The following is a 19,706-nucleotide window of genomic DNA, read 5'->3' on the forward strand; positions in this document are numbered from 1 at the left end:
GGCGGATTGACCTGGTGTAAATAACGACTGGGCCGAGTATGGAGATACAGGCTCAATTATTGCGGTAGCCAACCCAAGTTCCATCCATCTATCTGATAGGATTGAGGGGCCATAATCCAAAAGAAATGTTAATCTATACTACGCATCATTATTGAGAATTGAGATTTTGGTACTATTGCTCAATTTAGGATCAGGGCAGATCTAGCCGTGGCTATGTACATATCTCTTGACTGCTATCAAATTCTCGGACTTCCGATCCAGGCCACACCGGATCAACTAGAACAGGCCCATCACGATCGGCAACAGCAACAGCCCCATCATCACTTTTCCACAACGACCCTGAGTACCAGAGAAGAAATCATTACCCAGGCTTATCAAACTCTTCGTAATCCCATTAGTCGGAGCCATTACGATCAAGCAGTGATCAGCTATGCCCAAAGCCTGAAGTCCCAGCCTCAGCCCGAAGAACCACCTCCAGGGATTCAGATCGAAGATAGTCAATTTGCGGGTGCCTTACTGCTGCTCTATGAACTAGGAGCCTATAGTCAGGTTGTGGAACTGGGAGAACCCCATGTGGGGGGGGGCAGATTTGACTTACGCCGACCCTATATGGGATCAGCCCTAGCAGAGTCAGATATTTTGCTAACGGTGGCTCTGGCTTACCTAGAACTGGGCCGAGAACAATGGCAACAGGGACATTATGAGCCAGCCGCCTACTATCTTCAGGGTGGGCTGAATATTCTAGTTTCGGAAAACCAATTTACAGATGTGCAAACCCAACTGAAAACCGAGCTTTATCGGTTGCGTCCCTACCGAGTCTTAGAACTGGTTGCCCACCCAGACCTAGAGAGTAATGAACGGCAGCGGGGGTTAATGCTTCTCAAGGATATGTTGTTGGAGCGGGAGGGTATTGATGGCAATCGCAATGATCACTCCGGCCTGGGTATTGATGACTTCCTCAAATTCATTCAGCAGTTACGGGCCTATTTAAGCACCGCTGAACAACAGGAATTATTTGAGGCAGAAGCCCGCCGTCCCTCTGCCGTAGGCACCTATTTAGCCAGTTATGCCCTGATTGCCCGTGGGGTGAGCCAACATCAACCTGCCTTAATTCGCCGGGCCAAGTCCATGCTGAAGCGGCTCCTGCCCCATCAAGATGTTTATTTAGAAATTGCCAGTGCGGCCTTGTTACTGGGGCAAACCCATGAAGCCCTGCAAACCCTCAGTTTGACCCAAGATGTTGATGCCCTTAGCTTTATCAAGGACTATTCCCTTAGTTCTCCCGATCTTCTCCCAGGCCTATATCACTACACGGATCAATGGTTAACTGAGGAGGTTTATCCAGCCTTTCGGGATTTAGTTGGGCAACCTGTGGGCCTGGAGGCCTATTTCGCAGATGACCAAATTCAAGCCTATGCGGATGCCTTAGCTGCAGAAACTGCCACCCGTCCACAGCCAGCAACGGTTACTACAGCCCTTAGCCCCCCTAGCACCGATTCCACCTTCAGTGCTCCATCCTTACCTGCACCATCTCCAACAGTTGATCCCCTCGCAACCCCAACTGTGACCTCTCCTCCTCTCAAGCCCGATTATGCTTGGCCGAGCTTACCCACATTCTCGACAGACTCTGAAGCAACACCAAGTCCCTCACCACTTTCAACGCCAACCTCCTCCTTCCCCTCCCTCAGTGCCCCGACTCTCCCCTATGAACCCATAGCTAACCTTCCTAGCAGTCTGACATCTCCCCGCCCTGCCCATCATCTCAGCCAGCCTGACCTTGCCAGTCCCCCGGATGCGCCGCCGCTAGGGCCGGAAGATTGCCCCACCCCCAATCACAACGCTGTTCAAATTCTCCCCCACCGCCCCCAGGCCAATCCTCGCCGTCTCCGTCATGGCTTACGAATTGCCCAGCCTGGCCGCTTCGCCTCAGTTTGTCTGCTGCTGGGACTGGGTGTTGTTGGGATTGGGTTTGCTGTCCGGGGCCTATGGTTAGACAGGAGTAGCCCGCCCATTTTGACCCGTGAAACACCCTCAACTCCCCTGAGTTCTTCCGCGGGTATTAGTCCCAGCCCAAATCCAGTCCCCCTTAACTCTCCTACGAGTGAAGTAACCGCATCTCCTACTGCTCCAACCGCCAGGCCAGCCCCGATCAATTCTCCAATTCCTAGCCCAAATAATGAAATTCTGACTACGGAAATGGCCCAGGCCCGGATCGTGGATTGGCAAAAAGCGAAGGCCAGTGCCCTTGGTCAAGAATATAACATCGCTTACTTAGGGGACATCCTAGCTGAACCGGCCCTCTCACGTTGGAAAAGTACGGCCCAAACCAGTCAATTTGAACAGTCCCATTGGCAATTTGAACTCAGTTCGATTGAAATTGATAGCCTGCGTCCCTTAGGGAATGATCGCTTTGAGGTGATGGCCCGGATTCGCGAGGCAGCCAAACTCTATCAAGGCAACCAACTGCAAACCAACCAGTCCTATGAAGATGACTATCAGGTGCGGTATGTCTTCATTCGCCAAGGTAATACCTGGTTGATTCGCGAAATGAAAGTGGTTTCCTAACTCTTTCCCCCCAGGCCCCACCCAGAAAGTCAGACCAAACGTTAGGCTGAAAAAGGAGACTCCGCAATTCCTAGAGATTGGCCATGCCCCACTATCCAACATTTTGGCCCCAACCGGATCTGTCCCAGGCTGCCTTTGTTGCCGACACTGCGACCGTCATTGGCCAGCTTGAATTGGATACAGGCAGTAGTATCTGGTACGGGGCTGTTCTGCGGGCTGATGTGGAAAGGATTAAAATTGGTGCCCATACTAATGTCCAAGATGGGGCCGTACTCCACGGTGATCCGGGCCAGCCCACAATATTAGAAGATTATGTGACCATTGGGCATCAGGCTGTTATTCATGGTGCTTACATTGAGCGGGGCTGCTTGATTGGGATTGGGGCCATTGTCCTGAATGGTGTCAGGATCGGTGCTGGCAGCATTATTGGCGCTGGGGCAGTGGTGACTCAGAATGTTCCAGCCGGTTCCCTAGTGGTTGGGGTTCCCGGAAAAGTAGTCCGAGCCGTTTCTGAAACCGACCAGGCCGAGTTAATTACCCATGCCCAAAAGTACGAAAAACTAGCCCAAGTTCACAATAACCAAGGCACAGATTTGGGGTTTTAGATCCGAACCGATGATGTGACTGATTGAAGCTAAGACGGGGACAAGTCAGAAAATGCTTGATGGGCAGTATTTTAAAATTTCTACTCCCTCAGAACAGCCTACGTAACGCTATAGTTCGACATTGATTAGGGTTGAATTATACAGTCGGTCTAAATTACTAAAGATCTCTCGTCCTTTAGCGTCTTTGTAACAGCAGGCTCCCAAATTGACCAGTGGCGATCAGGTCAGGGCAATGGCCGGTTCATGACTGGGATCTCTAGGAGTTGTCAAAAAGCTTGTTTCTGCCAAGGTTTGCCGATGTCCCAGTTCCCGCAGAACAATAATTTGCCCATTCACCAGGCCTTGGAGAAGTTTTGCTAAAATTTGTCGATCCGCGGGGGTGAGTTCACTATTCCACAGGGCCTGGTTCAACTGATACTCCTGGGCAGGGGTGACTAGGCGGGTGGCGAGAATGCATCTAACCAAGTGGGATTGGGAAAAGTTGGGAGTTAAGCTTAACACGGGGAATAATTCCTCAAGCGAAATGCCTACATTCAATAGAGAGATTGAAGATCGATTTTCGAGCCTGAATTTAGGATGACAAACCGCCAATTTCCCAGTGGTGATCCGGTCAACAGCGGGGGGATGACGTTGATCACAGGGAACCATTGCCCGGCCCAAATCGACATATCTGCGGTCAGTCTTTGCGTAAAATAGAGCATCAGTTCACAATCCTGGCTCCTAAAAGTGCTTTTGCCTCGGAAGTAGCGAAGCTGACAGTGGGCTTAACAGTAAGAAATAAATTTTTGTGATTTGAGGAGACTCAGCGATGCTTAAACACCGGTTGCACAGCCTAGGATTACTCACACTCACCTGCTTAGGGTTGGGTTTTGGCTCAGGCCCGGCCTGGGGAAGTCAGTTTGGGCAAAAGGATGTGGATCAGACCAAATATGCTGTGATCGCTATGCCCATTGCCCGGGGCGGATACAAACTCTTGGTCGTCGAGCAGGTCAGTAATAAGCGGCCCTGTTGGGCGGAAAATGGCCTTCAACCCACTGTTATTGATCCCCTCCTAGCCACCTTTGACTTCACCGGAATTTGTGGCCGGAGCATGGATAGTAATGGCTACTCCATCCGGGTTGAACAACAAGATTTAGGGATGGAATATCGGTTGAGTGTAGAGCAGCAGGAGAATGAACTGTATCTGGTGGGAGTCAGGAATCGGGGTGGAGCAGAAGCCAAAATGGTGATCGGCCGTACCAATGGCCTGGTTCCGGGAGCCTTCCTGAAAATTAATTTAGAACCCAATTGGCGGATCACTCGCCGTACCTTTGAAGAGCGCACCCTTGGCCATGTCTATTTCACCTCGGACTCCATGCAAGCGGCCTTTACTCCGGCAGCCATCCAAGCCAACCCAGCCCCCCCCGCAACCCCTGTGGTTTCCCAAACAGATGCCCCCACCAGCCCAAACACCCCTACTGTCCCAAAACCCCAGGCCCCACAACCCATTACCAACTAACCTTGCCTTCCTGGCCCAGCCAACTGACGGAATATGATGGGAACAAGTGGCAAAGGTACAGACATGGTAGTGCGGTTCCAAGATTATGATCCCGGACAATTTTACGACGAGTGGTTCATTGCCCCCGGCCAGGCCCGCCCTTTAGTTCAGCCCCTGATTGAACGGGTAGAATCTTTACCCCCTGGAGAAATGACTCGCCGCCAACAAACCGCCCAAACAGCCATGCTCAATCTTGGTGCCACGTTCAACGTCTATGGGGATGATCAAGGGGTTGAGCGGGCCATGCCCTTTGATATTATTCCCCGCGTTGTTTCTGCCACGGATTGGGCTAACTTAGAGCAGGGTCTCAAGCAACGCATCTACACCCTAAATTGCTTTTTAACCGATATTTATAGCGAACAGAAGATTATCAAAGACGGGATCATTCCGCGGGAGTTGATTGAATCTGCGAAGGGATTTTTGTCTCCCTGCATGGGACTCCTGCCCCCCCAAGGCATTTGGTGTCATGTGACGGGAACCGACCTAGTGCGGGATCGGGAAGGGAAATGGTACGTCCTTGAGGATAATCTCCGGTGTCCTTCGGGAATTTCTTACGTCCTTGAGAACCGGCGGGTGATGAAAAGCACCTTTCCCCTCGTCTTTAAGCAAATGGCGATCCAACCCGTGGATGAATATCCCGGCCATTTATTAGAAACTCTCCTCAACTTGGCCCCAGCCAACCTCCCAGATCCAACGGTGGTGGTGTTAACCCCAGGTATATATAACTCCGCCTATTTTGAACACTCTTTCTTGGCCCAACAAATGGGAGTCACCCTCGTGGAAGGGAGAGACTTGGTCGTGGCGGATGGATATGTCCAAATGCGGACAACGAAGGGACTCAAACGGGTAGATGTGATCTATCGGCGGATTGATGATGACTTTATTGACCCCGCTGCATTTCGGGCCGATTCTATGCTCGGAATTAAGGGGATTACGGAGGTCTATCGGCGGGGACGGGTAGCCTTGGCCAATGCCTTGGGAACTGGGGTGGCCGATGACAAGGTGATCTATGCCTACGTCCCGCAAATGATTAAGTACTATCTGGATGAAGAAATTCTCCTGGATAATGTCCCCACCTACCTCTGTTGGCAACCCCAAGACCTCAAGTATGTTTTGGCGCATTTAGATCAATTAGTTGTCAAAGCGGCAAATGAATCTGGTGGTTATGGAATGCTCATTGGTACCCAATCCACCCAGGCCCAACGGGAGGAATTTGCGGCCCGGATTAGGGCTAACCCCCGAAATTACATTGCCCAACCTACCCTCGCCTTATCCCGAGTGCCGACCATGATTGAGGGAGAACTAACTGGCTGCCATGTGGATTTACGTCCCTATATCCTCTATGGAGAAGAGATTTATGTGCATCCAGGGGGGCTAACACGGGTGGCCATGCGGAAAGGCTCCTTAGTGGTCAACTCCTCCCAAGGGGGTGGGAGCAAAGATACCTGGGTTCTCTGTGAATAGTGTTTAGCGGGCCGCTGGACTCATGGCCTGATTCAGCAAATCCACCGAAATCATATTGCACTCTAGAAGTCGGTTAATTAAGGGCGTACCCAGTTTACTGACTAAAATCCCTTGGAGATTAGGACTGTTTTTAACAGCAATCATCACTTGCCCGAGTAGCGAACTAGGGTCGGGGGGAGTTTGGGGCGTATTGCCAATTTGCTGAATCAGGGTGGCTAAGTCTTGACAGGAGCTAGTGGATATTCTGTTAGCGAGGGAATCACTCAGTTGTGTCACCATGGGGGTTAAACTGCTTTCAGAAAATCCGGGTTGGGCCAGGCCTGGGGCTGTCATGCCTAAACTCAGGCCCAAGGCAGTTAAATAACCCAAGTAGGGTAAAGGATAAGCAGGCATAGGGAAAACTTTGTCAAAACTCTCAGATTGCCCTTATTTTACACATAGCCTAGGGACTTTCCTTCACTAGCTGCCCGGAGAGTTGCTTCCAGGCCTCTGCCCTCAGTACAGTCTCCAAATTGTCCGGCGGCCGGATGGGCAACTGTCACAGTTTTGCATGGGTCTTGGGGTTTTGGCGTAGGGTATTTGGTTGTGAATTTTACTGCTGTTGACCCAAGATCAAGCTGGTGATTGTCCTATGCCTACCTCGGTGCTATTGTCTTCCCCTTTCCGCCTGAAGTTATCCGCCTCTCTATTGGGGCTAGGGCTAGGATTGGGCCTCTGGACAGTTGTGGCTCCCCAGGCCTGGAGTCAAACCACATTGCCAGGCATTGATCAGCGGGTATCTGGAGAAGCGACCTTGACCTTACCGGATGGCACAACCTACAAAGGAGAGGTCTTTAATGGGCGTTTCAATGGCCAGGGTGTCTTGAGTATGTCCAATGGAACCCGTTACGAAGGCAATTTCAAGGATGGGAAGTATCAAGGCAACGGCATCTTAACCCAGGCCGATGGCACTCGCTATGAAGGAGAGTTTGCCGATGGGGTCTTTAATGGTAGTGGGGTGCTCACAAAAGCCGATGGGACACGCTATGAGGGGATGTTTAGCAAAGGGGTTTACGGTGGCCCCGGAATTTTAACCCTCCCCGATGGCACCCGCTATGAGGGTAACTTTGCCGCCGGTGAATTTAATGGCAAAGGGGTGATTAGCTATCCGGGTGGTGTGAGCTATAGCGGGGACTTTAGTAATGGCAAGTTCGAGGGGCCTGGGGTCTTATCCTTGCCCGATGGTTCACGGGTGATTGCAACTTGGCGCAATGGTCAACGATTGCCAAAATAATTTAAATCGAAAGAACAGTAATCAATTAGAAGCTACTACTTTAAATTCTTTCAAACCAATCTGTATCAACTTCCACCGACTCAAATATTGTGATTTTGACACCAAGCCCTAACTCTTTGATGCGTTGGACTAACTGTTCCCCGTCTATCAAATCAATGGGTGGTGCTCCATCTCGTAGTGCTTCCTTAATTGCATCTCTAGTAAATGTTCCAGTGGTAATAAATAGTCCCTTATCAGTATGTCCTTGCATAGCTCCTCGAAAATCTCGAATTTGACCGGATGTAACTGAACCTTGATAACGTTTGCATTGGAAAAGGATATGAAAACTTAAAAAACCATTAATACGGGCAATACCAACTCCATCAATACCACCGTCTCCGGATTTTCCGCTTACTTGAACTTGGATAAAACCAGACTCACGCAGAAGACGTTGCACTAACCGTTCAAATGCAGATGGCTCCATCTCTAAAAGTATTTCATGTAATTGCTGATGCCAGGCTAGTTCGTTAAGAGTCTCAAGTGATTCAGATGCTTTGGTCATGGGGACTGGAAGAATAACCTTGCTCTTACCTGCCTCTCGAACAGTCTTGACAATTTCTTTAGGATCTAGTTCATCATGATTGATAGCGGTTGATCCTAACGACCATACGCCGCGTGCTGAATTTTCCAAGATTCCGTATTTTTTCAAATAGGTACGACTCCAGGCAAGACGATACTCAACTTCGCTTTGTGAGCTATTGCCATGTGGGATTTCAAGCACTTTATCGGGCAAGTTAAGGATTTGTGCTACTTGGTCGTAAATCTCCTCAGTTGTACCCGATCCCCCCAAAATTTGAAGAGCTTGAATTGTAGGGATAAGCATTGAGTCAAATGTAGGTAATAAGGAGGTGAATCGCTTCATAACTAATGATTCCATTTACCTAAATACGCCTTTGTCAAATACTATTACTTTTGTCGCAGTAAGTCTAATCCTTTTAATTGCTCTGATTGCTCTTCTAAGCGATGGGTGAGACGTTCACAGGCTAATTCACACAGAGATCAAAGATTAGCGGATCCACAACCGAATAATAGACACTCACCCCTTGGGGTTGACATTGAATAATCCCGGCCTGGTGCAGTACCTTAAGATGTTTTGAGGCATTCGCTTGCACCAGGCCTGTGGCGGTCATAATTTCACCAACATTTATTGACCCGGATTTCACCATACAAGGCACTTGCAGGCGACTTAGTTCAGATAAGACCTTAAAGTATTCAGCAACTTGGTTGAGTGCCGTAATCGGTATATAGCAGTCCGTCTTCATTTGTGAGAATGACTGATCATCAGAAGCCTTGGTAAAGAATCCCCCCTCGTTAAACCTAGGATAAAACCAAAACTTTGCAGGGATAGATAATTCTGGGTTATTCTCACGAATCATTACTGTTTACCATGGCCGCCACACCTTGCGTTTATAGGCATTTGATTATATGGCATATCCGAATGGGCTGGGGCAATTTTGATAACTCGGGGATATGGCTTGCTGCATCAATGATTGCGCTGGTCTGGAGTTGTCCCCTCAAGTAATTTTATGAATAAGCAAAGACCAGAATTTGTTGCTTCCTTACAAGTGGTTTAAGGTCTTTTGAGTTGAAGATAAGAATAAAAAGAAGTATTACAACTTGCATGGGTCTCAAAGGTTAATGCTAGGATTAAAAGCCGTTATAAAATAATGAGCTTCCCGAACATCCATGGCATCCCTATCCCAGTTATTTAAGCCATATTCCCAACTTTTCAGTAAATTTCGCCTGTTCTTAATCTTCCTAGTCTTACTTCTGATCGGAAGCTCTTGTTGGCTCTTGCCGGCCCTATCTCAATCGAGTCAATGGCACTCCCTCTCAGGGGTGGTCTGGGGCAAAGATTTACCCGCCTTCAGTTACCCATTTCATCAAACCCCCCTCACCCTCTACGACGGCGGTACCACCAAGCAGGTCGGAACCTATAACTTTCCGGTGAGCAAGGGCATGGCGGGGGTTTACATGACCCTGGAACCAGGAGCAATTCGGGAACTTCACTGGCACGCTAATGCGGCGGAATGGGCCTATGTTATCTCTGGCCGGACTCGGATTACCTTGACTAGTCCCGATGGTAACGTCCAAATTGCGGATGTAGATCAAGGGGGGTTATGGTACTTTCCGCGGGGCTGGGGGCATAGCATTGAGGGTCTGGGGCCTGAGACTGCCAAATTCATTCTGGTCTTTAATGACGGCACATTTTCAGAAGGGGCTACGTTCAGCATTACGGATTGGGTCTCCCATATGCCCATTTCCTGGGTACAAGACGCGCTCGGTTTAACGGCGAGCCAAGTTCAAGGCTTACCGAATAAACAAGTCTATATCTCTCGTCGTCCGCCAGCCCCAGGCCCGCTTGCGACTACCCAACCCCGCAATCCCAACATCCCCCGTTTGGAAGTCACTCACGTTCACGACTTAGCGGCCCAACCCTTCTTTGCAGTTGAAGATAAAAATACAATTTTGTTGGCCAGTAATAAGGAGTTTCCGGCTAGTTTCAATATGGCTGGGGGAATTATTCATTTAGAACCGGGAGCGATTCGCCAACCCCACTGGCATCCTAACGCCGATGAATGGCAATATATTCTAGATGGAGAAATGGAACTGACTGTTTTCGCCTCTGAGGGTAAAGCCAGTATCAGCACGCTCAAAACTGGAGATGTGGGCTATATTCCCAAAGGCTATGGCCATGCGCTCCGTAATCCAAGTCATAAACCGATGGATGTGCTGCTAGTCTTTGATGCTGGGGAGTACGAAAGTATTGAACTGACGGGTTGGATTGCCAGTAATCCTGATTCAGTGGTTGGGAATACGTTTCAAGTCCCAGCTAATTTATTGTCACAGTTACCACGGCAGAAAAAACTCTTTGCCAGGCCTGGGAAGTAAAAGTGATTGGACTCACTCTGTTGCGAGATGTGATTTTAGAAGAGACCAAACAAGACTCGTCTCAATCTTTCAGCACTATTGCTACTTAACCGACTGAGCTCGTGGCCATAATATTTTTCGTGGCAATTCGTCATCATCCTGGTTATCCCATGGCCTCGCCAAGAAAAAAGTAACCTTGCCCTGGGGATACTATATGCTTATATTTCTTTAGAGAATTCATTTTCCAGACTGCAAACTACTACCCTTTATCCCTCAGACAGAACCCAGTAGTGCGGACGTTTTGGGCACATTCAGGCTCAGCCACCCGATCCTGGGAAAAATTGATTTGAAATATCTAGACAATCCAGGCCTGGATCACTTATAGTTAATGATTGCGGCCGAAATTAGATACTGAGTCATAACTTAGTCTTAATTTTATGGTTCAAGTCTAGGCTGCCCCTCTCTTCAAGCACAGTTAGTCTCTACTATTTTGATGGTTTTCGCCTCCTGTGTTTGGAAATAGCTTGATCACATAACTTTGGTCTCCAGGGCCTGGTTAACCGCCACCCTACCAAGTTAGCTCCGCAAAACAGACTCCTTAGACGCTTCCAGGCCCAAATTCCTTGGAAATGCCTATCCCTGTCTAAAAATTGCACCTGTGGTCATGAGTCGGGTAAACGGTAGCTGATAGAACGAGGTAAGGACAGTGGCCATTGGCATTTTAGGGACAAAACTGGGGATGACCCAAATATTTGATGACAGCGGCAAAGCCGTGCCAATCACGGTTGTCCAAGCTGGCCCCTGCCCTGTCACCCAAATTAAAACTAAAGCCACCGATGGTTACACAGCGATTCAATTGGGCTACGGTGAAACCAAGGAAAAAGCCCTCAGCAAACCAGAACTGGGGCATTTGGCTAAAAGTGAATCTAATCCCCTACGGCATCTCCAAGAATATCGGCTTGAGGATGTGAGTGGTTACCAACTAGGCCAACCAATTACCGTGGATATTTTTGAAGCCGGAAAATTGGTGGATGTAGTCGGCACCAGCATCGGGCGTGGTTTTGCTGGCTACCAAAAACGCCACAACTTCAAGCGGGGGCCGATGGCCCATGGTTCTAAAAATCACCGCCTTCCGGGTTCGACTGGGGCTGGAACCACACCGGGTCGTGTCTATCCAGGCAAACGGATGGCAGGACAAATGGGGAACTGCCGCGTCACCGTCCGTAAATTACAAATTGTCCAAGTTGATCCCACACGCAACTTGTTATTGATCAAAGGGGCCTTACCCGGCAAGCCCGGCGCTTTAGTGAACATCCTTCCCGCTACTATCGTTGGACAGAAATAGGCAGGCAGAATCATGGTTTCATGTGTTGTAAAAGACTGGCAAGGTACTTCAGCGGGAACGGCAGACCTAGAACTGGCCGTGGCCAAAGAAACAACCGCAAGCCACATTCTTCATCGAGCAGTTGTGCGTCAACTGGCCAATGCGCGCCAAGGGACTGTTTCCACCAAGACTCGGGCAGAAGTTAGTGGCGGTGGTCGCAAACCCTGGAAGCAAAAAGGGACAGGTCGGGCCAGAGCAGGCTCAAATCGCTCCCCCCTCTGGCGCGGCGGTGGTGTCATCTTTGGCCCCAAACCCCGTGACTATTCCCAAAAAATGAATCGGAAAGAGCGGCGGTTGGCTTTACGCACGGCCTTAATGAGTCGCAGTGAGGCATTAATTGTCGTCCAAGATTTTGCCGAGCAACTGCCTCGTCCCAAAACCAAGGAATTGATCAGTGCCCTAACTCGTTGGGGTGTTAAAGCCGGGGACAAGGTTCTTCTAATTACGACAGAGCGGCAAGAAAACATTTATCTCTCGGCTCGCAATGTTCCCCGCTTAAAACTGATTGCAGCGGATCAACTCAATGTCTTTGATCTGCTCCATGCCGACAACATTGTGGCCACCAGTGCAGCCATCGCCAAAATTCAGGAGGTTTATGGTGAGTAGAATTAACAACCCTCGCTCATTAGCAGATCTGGTTCGCCGCCCAATTGTCACCGAAAAGGCCACCATTGCCCTCGAAAACAATCAATACACCTTTGATGTGGATCCACGGGCCAACAAAATTCAAATCAAAGATGCCATTGAAGAGCTTTTTTCAGTCAAGGTAACAGCGGTTAATACCTATAACCCTCCCAAGAAAGCAAGGCGTGTGGGTAAATTTGCTGGCTTTCGGCCTCAGTACAAGCGGGCTATTGTCACCTTAGCTGCTGGCGACACTATTACCCTCTTCCCCGACGTTTAGGAGCGTAACAATTCATGGGCATTCGAGCTTACCGACCCTATACTCCCAGTACTCGCCAAAAGTCTGTCTCTGATTTTGCTGAAATTACGACAGACTCACCGGAGAAGTCTCTAACGGGTAGCAAACATCGCAAAAAAGGGCGCAACAACCGGGGTGTCATTACTAGCCGGCGGCGGGGTGGTGGCCACAAACGTCGCTATCGGGATGTGGACTTTCGCCGGAATAAAGTGGATGTGCCCGGAAAGGTGGCAACAGTGGAATATGACCCTAACCGGAATGCCCGGATTGCCTTAATTAACTATGAAGATGGGGAAAAACGTTACATCCTGCATCCTCGCAATTTGACCCCTGGCACCAAAATTATTGCCAGTGCCGAAGCTCCCATCGAGATTGGTAACGCCATGCCCTTAGGCAAAATTCCTTTGGGAACTTCTGTCCATAATGTGGAAATCACCCCAGGTCGGGGTGCGCAGATGGTACGGGCAGCCGGAGCGATGGCCCAAGTGGTTGCGAAGGAAGGGGATATGGTCACCCTGAAACTACCCTCGGGAGAAGTGCGCCTGTTCCGAAAAGAATGCTTTGCCACCATTGGTCAAGTCGGAAATGTCGATCACAGCAACCTCAGCATGGGGAAAGCGGGCCGGAATCGTTGGAAAGGGCGGCGACCGAAAGTCCGGGGTTCTGTGATGAATCCGGTGGATCACCCCCATGGTGGTGGTGAAGGACGCGCGCCCATTGGTCGCAGTGGCCCCGTCACACCTTGGGGTAAACCAACCCTGGGTTATAAGACCCGCAAGAAGAAAAAACTTAGCAATGCTCTGATTGTGCGGCGGCGGCGGAAGTCCTCTAAACGGGGTCGCGGTGGGCGGCAATCCTAACAGATGGTAACGATGACACAGGGAAATGCTTAGGGAGTAAAGATTATGGGACGTTCACTCAAAAAAGGGCCATTTGTTGCCGACCATCTCTTGCGGAAAGTCGAAGCTCTCAATGCTCGCAATGATAAGCAAGTGATTAAAACTTGGTCACGGGCCTCCACGATTTTGCCGGAGATGATTGGTCACACGATTGCAGTTCACAATGGCCGTCAACATGTCCCCGTCTTTGTTACGGAACAAATGGTGGGTCATAAGTTAGGTGAATTTGCCCCGACTCGCACCTTTCGCAGCCATGTCAAAGGCGATAAAAAAGCTCGCTACTAAATTTCTAAATACTGCTCGGAATTGACTCCCAGAGATTACATTATGTCAACACCAACCATCACTAAAATTGGCAGCAAGGCGATAGCCCGGTATGTGCGGATGTCTCCCCATAAGGTGCGTCGGGTTCTAGACCAACTGCGGGGGCGTACCTATCGGGAAGCTCTGATTATTCTCCGGTTTATGCCCTACCGGGCCTGCGAGCCAATTACCAAGGTTTTACGCTCAGCCGCTGCCAATTCTGAGCACAATCAAGGGATAAACCCGGCTGATTTGGTCGTTTATGAAGCGTATGCTGATCAAGGCCCAAGCTTGAAGCGGTTCCGGCCTCGGGCCCAGGGACGCGCCTATCAAATTCGCAAACCAACTTGCCACATTACAATCTCCGTGGCTGAAGCAAAGTCTGAAGAGTAATCCATCTTAGGTATTGAGTAGGTAATAAATCGTGGGACAAAAAATTAACCCTATTGGCTTTCGCCTTGGCATTACTCAGGATCACCGCTCCCGTTGGTATGCCGATGCGAGTCGCTATCCAGATCTCCTCCAAGAGGATCACCGCATTCGCCAGTATATTGAAAAAACCTTAGCGGGCGCGAGTATTGCCGATGTTCGCATTGAACGCAAGGCCGATCAGGTAGAGTTGCAGGTGCGTACCGCCCGGCCTGGTGTAGTAGTTGGGAAAGGTGGGGCTGGGATTGAAAATTTGCGCTTGAGCTTGAAAAAACTTTTGCCCCCAGGCCGCAGCGTCAAAGTCAATGTTGTTGAAGTGACTCGGGTGGATGCGGAGGCCGGCCTCTTGGCTGAATACATTACCCAGCAATTAGAACGACGGGTTGCGTTTCGGCGGGCAGTTCGCCAGGCCATTCAACGGGCCCAGCGTGCAGGTGTAGAGGGGATCAAAATCCAAGTTGCGGGTCGCCTAAACGGGGCAGAAATTGCTCGGACGGAATGGACTCGGGAGGGGCGTGTTCCTTTGCACACCCTGCGGGCCGATATTGACTACGCCTATCGGACTGCCAAGACTATTTACGGAATCCTCGGGGTAAAAGTGTGGATATTCAAGGGTGAAGTCCTCCCTGGCCAGCAGCCCGATCCCGACTTCGGCCGGGAACAACCCCGTCAACGTCCCCCACGGCAACGGCGTAACTTTGAAGATCGTTCTTCCCGTAATGAATCCTAAGGCCTCCTCCAGAATATTTAACCGTCAAGGATCGGAATCATGTTAAGTCCTAAGCGTACTAAATTTCGCAAACAACAACGGGGTCGGATGGCAGGCCTGGCAACTCGGGGCAGTGATATCAGCTTCGGTAAATTTGCCTTGCAAGCCCTCGAACCGGCCTGGATTACCTCTCGCCAAATCGAAGCAGGACGGCGAGCTATGACGCGCTACATCCGACGGGGTGGCAAAATTTGGATTCGCGTTTTCCCGGATAAGCCAGTCACAATGAGAGCTGCGGAAACTCGGATGGGTTCCGGTAAAGGCTCTCCTGAGTTCTGGGTAGCGGTGGTTAAACCCGGCCGGATCATGTACGAAATTGATGGGGTTCCGGAAGCAACGGCTCGAGAAGCCATGCGCCTAGCAGCCTTCAAAATGCCGATTAAAACCCGCTTTATTGTTCGCCCAGAGGTGGAGGCTTAAGAGATGGCACTAACTAAAATGTCAGAATTTGTCGATTTAAGTGACCAATCCCTAGATGAAAAAATTGCGGAAATTAAAAAGCAACTCTTTGATCTGCGGTTTGCCCAGGCCACCCGTCGGGAGGTTAAGCCCCACCAGTATAAACATTTGCGTCATACTCTGGCCCAACTCATGACCCTCGAACGTCAGCGGCAACTGGGTATCACTCATTCCAGCACAGGAGAAGGTTAATCATGGCAGTTAAAGAACGGGTTGGCGTTGTTGTGAGCGACAAAATGGAAAAAACTGTGGTGGTGGCGGTGGAAAATCGCTCCTCTCACCCCAAGTACGGCAAAATCGTCGTCAAAACCAACCGCTACAAAGCCCACGACGAAGAGAACCGCTGCAAAGTGGGTGATCGAGTCCGTATTCAAGAAACTCGTCCCTTGAGCCGTACCAAGCGGTGGACGGTGATCGAAATCCTGACAGCGACAATATCGGCTTAGGAGACAGTCATGATTCAACAGGAAACCTATCTCAACGTGGCGGACAACAGCGGAGCGAAAAAACTCCTCTGTATCCGTGTTCTTGGTGGTGGTAACCGTCGCTATGGCAGCGTCGGGGATGTAATTATCGCAACAGTCAAAGATGCCACACCTAACATGGCCGTGAAAAAATCTGATGTGGTGCGGGCGGTGATTGTCCGGACTCGGAAGACCATTCGGCGTGACAGTGGCATGAGTATTCGCTTTGATGACAATGCGGCTGTTTTGATCAACGCTGAAGGCAATCCTCGGGGGACTCGGGTTTTTGGCCCAGTGGCACGAGAATTACGGGATAAAAACTTTACTAAAATCGTTTCTCTGGCTCCGGAGGTACTCTAAATGGCTACGGCAAAACCACCGATCCGTTATCGGATGCATGTCAAAAAAGGAGATACCGTTCAAGTCATTGCTGGTGACGACAAGGCTAAGGTTGGAGAGGTGCTAGCAATTTTCCCAAAAAAAAGCCAAGTTGTTGTCAAGGGTGTCAACATTAAAACTAAGCACGTTAAACCCCAGCAAGAAGGTGAAGCAGGACAGATTATCAACAAAGAGTTTCCCATCCACAGTTCTAACGTCATGCTCTACTCCAACAAGCAGAACGTGGCCAGTCGGATTTGTTATACCTACACCGAAGCTGGCAAAAAAGTACGGATGCTAAAGAAAACCGGGGAAATTATTGATTAGTCTTTTGATTGAAATCTAAGTCTCTGACCCAGCCCAGAGCCTATTAAGGAGAGCCAGTTATGAGTTCACGCATGAAAACCCTATATCAAGAAACTGCTGTCCCCCAACTTCAGCAGCAATTTAAGTACAGCAATGTTCATCAAGTTCCCAAAGTGGTCAAAGTAACGGTCAACCGGGGCTTGGGAGAAGCAGCTCAAAACGCAAAATCCCTAGAAGCAACCTTAGCCGAAGTTGCTCGGATTACGGGGCAAAAGCCGGTTGTCACTCGGGCTAAAAAAGCAATTGCTGGCTTTAAGATCCGTCAAGGTATGCCGGTTGGGGTGATGGTTACACTGCGGGCTGATCGGATGTATGCCTTCTTAGATCGGCTGATAAACTTGGCTTTACCTCGAATTCGTGACTTTCGGGGTATCAATCCCAAAAGCTTTGACGGCCGCGGTAACTTTACTCTTGGCCTGCGGGAGCAACTCATCTTCCCAGAAGTTAACTATGACGATATCGATCAGATTCGCGGGATGGACATCTCAATCATCACTACCGCTAAAACTGATGAGGAAGGGAGAGCCTTACTTAAGGCGTTGGGTATGCCCTTTCGTGAGAATTAATCACCCCCAGGAGGTCAGAATCTTTTAGGAGTACCTATGGCAGTAAACGACACCATCAGCGATATGCTTACCCGGATCCGCAACGCGAACCTGGCCCGGCATCAAACGACAACTATCCCCGCCACTCGGATGACCCGTAACATTGCTCAAGTCCTTAAGGCTGAAGGGTTTATTGAAGACTTCAAAGTCGAAGGGGAAGGGATCAAGCAACAACTTGTGGTGGGACTCAAGTACCGTGGTAAGCAGCGGCAACCAATCATCACAGCCCTAAAACGAGTCAGCAAACCAGGCCTGCGGGTTTATGCGAATCGTCAGGAATTACCACGGGTTTTAGGTGGGATTGGGATCGCCATTATCTCAACTTCTAGTGGGATTATGACTGATCGAGAGGCTCGGAAGCAGGGCATCGGTGGTGAAGTCCTTTGTTATGTCTGGTAAACGTGGGAGTTAATTATGTCTCGTATTGGTAAACGGCCCATTCCTCTCCCCGACAAGGTTTCACTGGCATTAGCCGGGCAAGAGGTGACAGTGAAAGGCCCTAAGGGGCAGCTTAGTCGTGTGCTACCTGCTGAAGTTGAGGTGAGGCAGGAGGGCAGCACAATTCTGGTCAATCGGCGCGATGAATCCCGCCCCGCCCGCCAACGACATGGTCTTTGTCGCACCTTAGTGGCCAATATGGTTGAAGGTGTGGCTCAGGGTTTCAGCAAAAAACTGGAAATCCAAGGAATTGGCTATCGGGCCAACCTTCAGGGGACAAAACTAGTCCTGAGTGTTGGCTACAGTCATCCTGTGGAAATCGAGCCCCCCAGTGGCATTTCCTTTGAGTTGGAAGACAACACGGGTAAAAAGGTCACTCAAGGGACACTGATTCTCGTTTCCGGGATTGATAAAGAACAGGTGGGTAACTTGGCGGCCCAAATTCGGGGAGTTCGCCCGCCTGAGCCTTACAAAGGTAAGGGCATTCGGTATGTTGGGGAAGCCGTTCGTCGTAAGGTCGGAAAGACAGGGAAGAAATAGATGAAACAGTCACGCACAGAAGCAACTCACAGTCGGCATCGGCGGATTCGGCGCAAAGTCTCAGGAACTGCCGCTCGTCCTCGTTTAGCTGTTTTTCGTTCTCATCAGCATATCTATGCTCAGGTGATTGACGATAATCAACAGCACACTCTTGTTGCTGCTTCTACGGTTGAACCTGAACTCAAGGAACAATTTAGTCATGGTCGGAGTTGTCAAGCGGCGGTGTCCGTAGGCCAATCCCTCGCCAAACGGGCTTTAGCTGCTGGTATTAAGGAAGTCGTATTTGATCGGGGTGGCAATCTGTATCACGGACGGGTTCAGGCCCTAGCGGATGCAGCAAGGGAAGCAGGTCTGGAATTTTAGAGGATAAGTTGATGGCAAGTCGTCGCAAAGGTTCACGCAAAGCAGAGAAAGAAACAGACTGGCAAGAGCGGGTTGTCCAAATTCGTCGGGTCTCTAAGGTCGTTAAAGGCGGTAAAAAGCTTAGTTTCCGAGCCATTGTTGTTGTTGGCAATGAACGGGGTCAAGTTGGTGTGGGCGTGGGTAAAGCCGCTGATGTGATTGGGGCTGTCAAGAAAGGCGTAGCCGATGGTAAAAAGCACCTCGTAGAAATTCCAATTACTAAAGCCAATTCAATTCCCCACCCAACAACGGGGGAAGGGGGTGCAGCCCGTGTTTTGATTCGCCCAGCAGCCCCAGGAACAGGGGTAATTGCCGGTGGTGCCGTTCGTACCGTTTTAGAATTGGCCGGGGTTCGGAACGTGCTTGCCAAGCAACTCGGCTCCAGCAACCCTCTCAATAATGCCCGGGCTGCGATTGAAGCCTTAGCATCCCTGCGGACTTTGGCAGAAGTTGCGGAAGAGCGGGAAATTTCCATCCAACAACTCTATAGCCAATAACTTCGAGGAAAATCAACCATGCGACTTACGGATATTCAACCACAAGCTGGCTCTCGGAAACGGGGCAGACGGATTGGGCGGGGAATTGCAGCTGGGCAAGGGGCTAGCGGGGGCTTTGGCATGCGGGGGCAAAAATCTCGCTCCGGCCGGCCGACTCGCCCAGGTTTTGAAGGGGGCCAAAATCCTCTCTATCGGCGGGTTCCAAAACTGAAACACTTTACGGTCGTGAATCGCCAGGCCTACACTACGATCAATGTCGGTCGCCTCAATGACTTAGCTGCGAATAGTGTGATCACCCTTGATTCCCTAATGGAAGCTGGGATTGTCACTACTAATGATGGCCCCCTCAAGCTTTTGGGAGATGGTGAATTGTCTGTAGCCCTCCAGGTCACAGCCACAGCCTTTACCCAATCAGCCCAGGCCAAGATCGAGCAAGCAGGTGGTTCTTGTACGGTGACTGGATAATCCAAAGCAAAGCAAGTTAGGTGCAGAGGTAA

General features: G+C 50.0%; 27 protein-coding genes and 1 pseudogene. 24 read left to right on the forward strand and 4 right to left on the reverse strand.

Going from position 1 to position 19,706, the window contains the following annotated elements; all coding sequences use genetic code 11:
- Nucleotides 1-213: 213 nt before the first annotated feature.
- Together RIF25_RS01375 and RIF25_RS01380 are read left to right on the forward strand one after the other, a co-directional pair.
- Nucleotides 214-2,565: an IMS domain-containing protein gene (locus tag RIF25_RS01375; RefSeq protein WP_322876778.1), complete on the forward strand. Its 2,352-nt coding sequence runs from the start codon at nt 214-216 to the stop codon at nt 2,563-2,565.
- A gap of 83 nt (nt 2,566-2,648) precedes the next feature.
- Nucleotides 2,649-3,170: a gamma carbonic anhydrase family protein gene (locus RIF25_RS01380; RefSeq protein ID WP_322876779.1), complete on the forward strand. Its 522-nt coding sequence runs from the start codon at nt 2,649-2,651 to the stop codon at nt 3,168-3,170.
- 219 nt (nt 3,171-3,389) lie between these two features.
- Here the strand turns inward: RIF25_RS01380 and RIF25_RS01385 are convergent, their stop codons facing one another.
- Nucleotides 3,390-3,671 (reverse strand): hypothetical protein, encoded by a 282-nt coding sequence (locus RIF25_RS01385; protein ID WP_322876780.1) that lies wholly within the window; start codon nt 3,669-3,671, stop codon nt 3,390-3,392.
- A 307-nt stretch (nt 3,672-3,978) separates the two neighbouring features.
- Here RIF25_RS01385 and RIF25_RS01390 point away from each other — a divergent pair, with 307 nt between their 5' ends.
- Entirely contained in the window at nt 3,979-4,668 is a 690-nt protein-coding gene (locus tag RIF25_RS01390; RefSeq protein ID WP_322876781.1) for a DUF3747 domain-containing protein, read from the forward strand.
- 36 nt (nt 4,669-4,704) lie between these two features.
- Entirely contained in the window at nt 4,705-6,171 is a 1,467-nt protein-coding gene (locus RIF25_RS01395; protein WP_407682294.1) for a circularly permuted type 2 ATP-grasp protein, read from the forward strand.
- A gap of 3 nt (nt 6,172-6,174) precedes the next feature.
- Here the strand turns inward: RIF25_RS01395 and RIF25_RS01400 are convergent, their stop codons facing one another.
- Nucleotides 6,175-6,564, reverse strand: a complete 390-nt coding sequence (locus RIF25_RS01400; RefSeq protein WP_322876783.1) for a hypothetical protein — start codon at nt 6,562-6,564, stop codon at nt 6,175-6,177.
- Between the two features lie 238 nt (nt 6,565-6,802).
- On the opposite strand from RIF25_RS01400, the gene RIF25_RS01405 reads away from it, so the two are divergent.
- Nucleotides 6,803-7,444, forward strand: coding sequence for an MORN repeat-containing protein (locus tag RIF25_RS01405; RefSeq protein ID WP_322876784.1), 642 nt, complete (start codon nt 6,803-6,805; stop codon nt 7,442-7,444).
- 40 nt (nt 7,445-7,484) lie between these two features.
- On the opposite strand, the gene RIF25_RS01410 is transcribed toward RIF25_RS01405, so the two are convergent.
- The gene (locus tag RIF25_RS01410; protein ID WP_407682295.1) at nt 7,485-8,345 is read right to left on the reverse strand and encodes a restriction endonuclease; all 861 of its coding nucleotides are present in this window, start codon (nt 8,343-8,345) and stop codon (nt 7,485-7,487) included.
- 44 nt (nt 8,346-8,389) lie between these two features.
- Nucleotides 8,390-8,745: pseudogene (locus RIF25_RS01415) on the reverse strand (ArsR/SmtB family transcription factor).
- A 532-nt stretch (nt 8,746-9,277) separates the two neighbouring features.
- Between RIF25_RS01415 and RIF25_RS01420 the strand changes: the two are divergent.
- From RIF25_RS01420 to rplO, 19 genes are all read left to right on the forward strand, one after another.
- Nucleotides 9,278-10,375 (forward strand): cupin domain-containing protein, encoded by a 1,098-nt coding sequence (locus RIF25_RS01420; protein WP_322876787.1) that lies wholly within the window; start codon nt 9,278-9,280, stop codon nt 10,373-10,375.
- Between the two features lie 685 nt (nt 10,376-11,060).
- Nucleotides 11,061-11,699, forward strand: coding sequence for a 50S ribosomal protein L3 (rplC, locus tag RIF25_RS01425; protein ID WP_322876788.1), 639 nt, complete (start codon nt 11,061-11,063; stop codon nt 11,697-11,699).
- A gap of 12 nt (nt 11,700-11,711) precedes the next feature.
- Nucleotides 11,712-12,344: a 50S ribosomal protein L4 gene (rplD, locus tag RIF25_RS01430; protein ID WP_322876789.1), complete on the forward strand. Its 633-nt coding sequence runs from the start codon at nt 11,712-11,714 to the stop codon at nt 12,342-12,344.
- Nucleotides 12,334-12,642 (forward strand): 50S ribosomal protein L23, encoded by a 309-nt coding sequence (locus tag RIF25_RS01435; RefSeq protein WP_015125777.1) that lies wholly within the window; start codon nt 12,334-12,336, stop codon nt 12,640-12,642. Before rplD ends, RIF25_RS01435 begins: the two co-directional genes overlap by 11 nt.
- Nucleotides 12,643-12,656: 14 nt before the next feature.
- Nucleotides 12,657-13,520, forward strand: a complete 864-nt coding sequence (gene rplB / locus RIF25_RS01440) for a 50S ribosomal protein L2 (RefSeq protein WP_015125776.1) — start codon at nt 12,657-12,659, stop codon at nt 13,518-13,520.
- 45 nt (nt 13,521-13,565) lie between these two features.
- Nucleotides 13,566-13,844, forward strand: a complete 279-nt coding sequence (gene rpsS, locus RIF25_RS01445; protein WP_015125775.1) for a 30S ribosomal protein S19 — start codon at nt 13,566-13,568, stop codon at nt 13,842-13,844.
- Between the two features lie 42 nt (nt 13,845-13,886).
- Nucleotides 13,887-14,255, forward strand: a complete 369-nt coding sequence (gene rplV, locus RIF25_RS01450; RefSeq protein ID WP_407682270.1) for a 50S ribosomal protein L22 — start codon at nt 13,887-13,889, stop codon at nt 14,253-14,255.
- A 31-nt stretch (nt 14,256-14,286) separates the two neighbouring features.
- On the forward strand, nt 14,287-15,021 hold the full coding sequence (rpsC, locus tag RIF25_RS01455; RefSeq protein WP_322876790.1) for a 30S ribosomal protein S3: 735 nt from the start codon (nt 14,287-14,289) through the stop codon (nt 15,019-15,021).
- 39 nt (nt 15,022-15,060) lie between these two features.
- A complete protein-coding gene (gene rplP, locus RIF25_RS01460) occupies nt 15,061-15,480 on the forward strand; it encodes a 50S ribosomal protein L16 (RefSeq protein WP_015125772.1) in 420 nt (139 codons plus the stop codon).
- A 3-nt stretch (nt 15,481-15,483) separates the two neighbouring features.
- Nucleotides 15,484-15,711: a 50S ribosomal protein L29 gene (gene rpmC, locus RIF25_RS01465; protein ID WP_015125771.1), complete on the forward strand. Its 228-nt coding sequence runs from the start codon at nt 15,484-15,486 to the stop codon at nt 15,709-15,711.
- Nucleotides 15,712-15,713: 2 nt separating this feature from the next.
- On the forward strand, nt 15,714-15,965 hold the full coding sequence (gene rpsQ, locus RIF25_RS01470; RefSeq protein ID WP_015125770.1) for a 30S ribosomal protein S17: 252 nt from the start codon (nt 15,714-15,716) through the stop codon (nt 15,963-15,965).
- A 9-nt stretch (nt 15,966-15,974) separates the two neighbouring features.
- Entirely contained in the window at nt 15,975-16,343 is a 369-nt protein-coding gene (rplN, locus tag RIF25_RS01475) for a 50S ribosomal protein L14 (RefSeq protein ID WP_015125769.1), read from the forward strand.
- On the forward strand, nt 16,344-16,688 hold the full coding sequence (rplX, locus tag RIF25_RS01480) for a 50S ribosomal protein L24 (RefSeq protein ID WP_407682271.1): 345 nt from the start codon (nt 16,344-16,346) through the stop codon (nt 16,686-16,688).
- 59 nt (nt 16,689-16,747) lie between these two features.
- The gene (gene rplE, locus RIF25_RS01485) at nt 16,748-17,293 is read left to right on the forward strand and encodes a 50S ribosomal protein L5 (protein ID WP_015125767.1); all 546 of its coding nucleotides are present in this window, start codon (nt 16,748-16,750) and stop codon (nt 17,291-17,293) included.
- 36 nt (nt 17,294-17,329) lie between these two features.
- Complete coding sequence (gene rpsH / locus RIF25_RS01490) at nt 17,330-17,731, forward strand: 30S ribosomal protein S8 (RefSeq protein ID WP_015125766.1); 402 nt, start codon at nt 17,330-17,332, stop codon at nt 17,729-17,731.
- A gap of 15 nt (nt 17,732-17,746) precedes the next feature.
- Nucleotides 17,747-18,310: a 50S ribosomal protein L6 gene (gene rplF / locus RIF25_RS01495; protein WP_322876791.1), complete on the forward strand. Its 564-nt coding sequence runs from the start codon at nt 17,747-17,749 to the stop codon at nt 18,308-18,310.
- Nucleotides 18,311-18,673 (forward strand): 50S ribosomal protein L18, encoded by a 363-nt coding sequence (rplR, locus tag RIF25_RS01500; protein ID WP_322876792.1) that lies wholly within the window; start codon nt 18,311-18,313, stop codon nt 18,671-18,673.
- 11 nt (nt 18,674-18,684) lie between these two features.
- On the forward strand, nt 18,685-19,209 hold the full coding sequence (gene rpsE / locus RIF25_RS01505) for a 30S ribosomal protein S5 (protein ID WP_015125763.1): 525 nt from the start codon (nt 18,685-18,687) through the stop codon (nt 19,207-19,209).
- Between the two features lie 18 nt (nt 19,210-19,227).
- Nucleotides 19,228-19,674: a 50S ribosomal protein L15 gene (gene rplO / locus RIF25_RS01510; RefSeq protein WP_322876793.1), complete on the forward strand. Its 447-nt coding sequence runs from the start codon at nt 19,228-19,230 to the stop codon at nt 19,672-19,674.
- The last annotated feature ends 32 nt before the right edge of the window (nt 19,675-19,706 follow it).

Source organism: Pseudocalidococcus azoricus BACA0444 (genome assembly GCF_031729055.1).
Classification (GTDB): Bacteria; Cyanobacteriota; Cyanobacteriia; order Thermosynechococcales; family Thermosynechococcaceae; genus Pseudocalidococcus; species Pseudocalidococcus azoricus.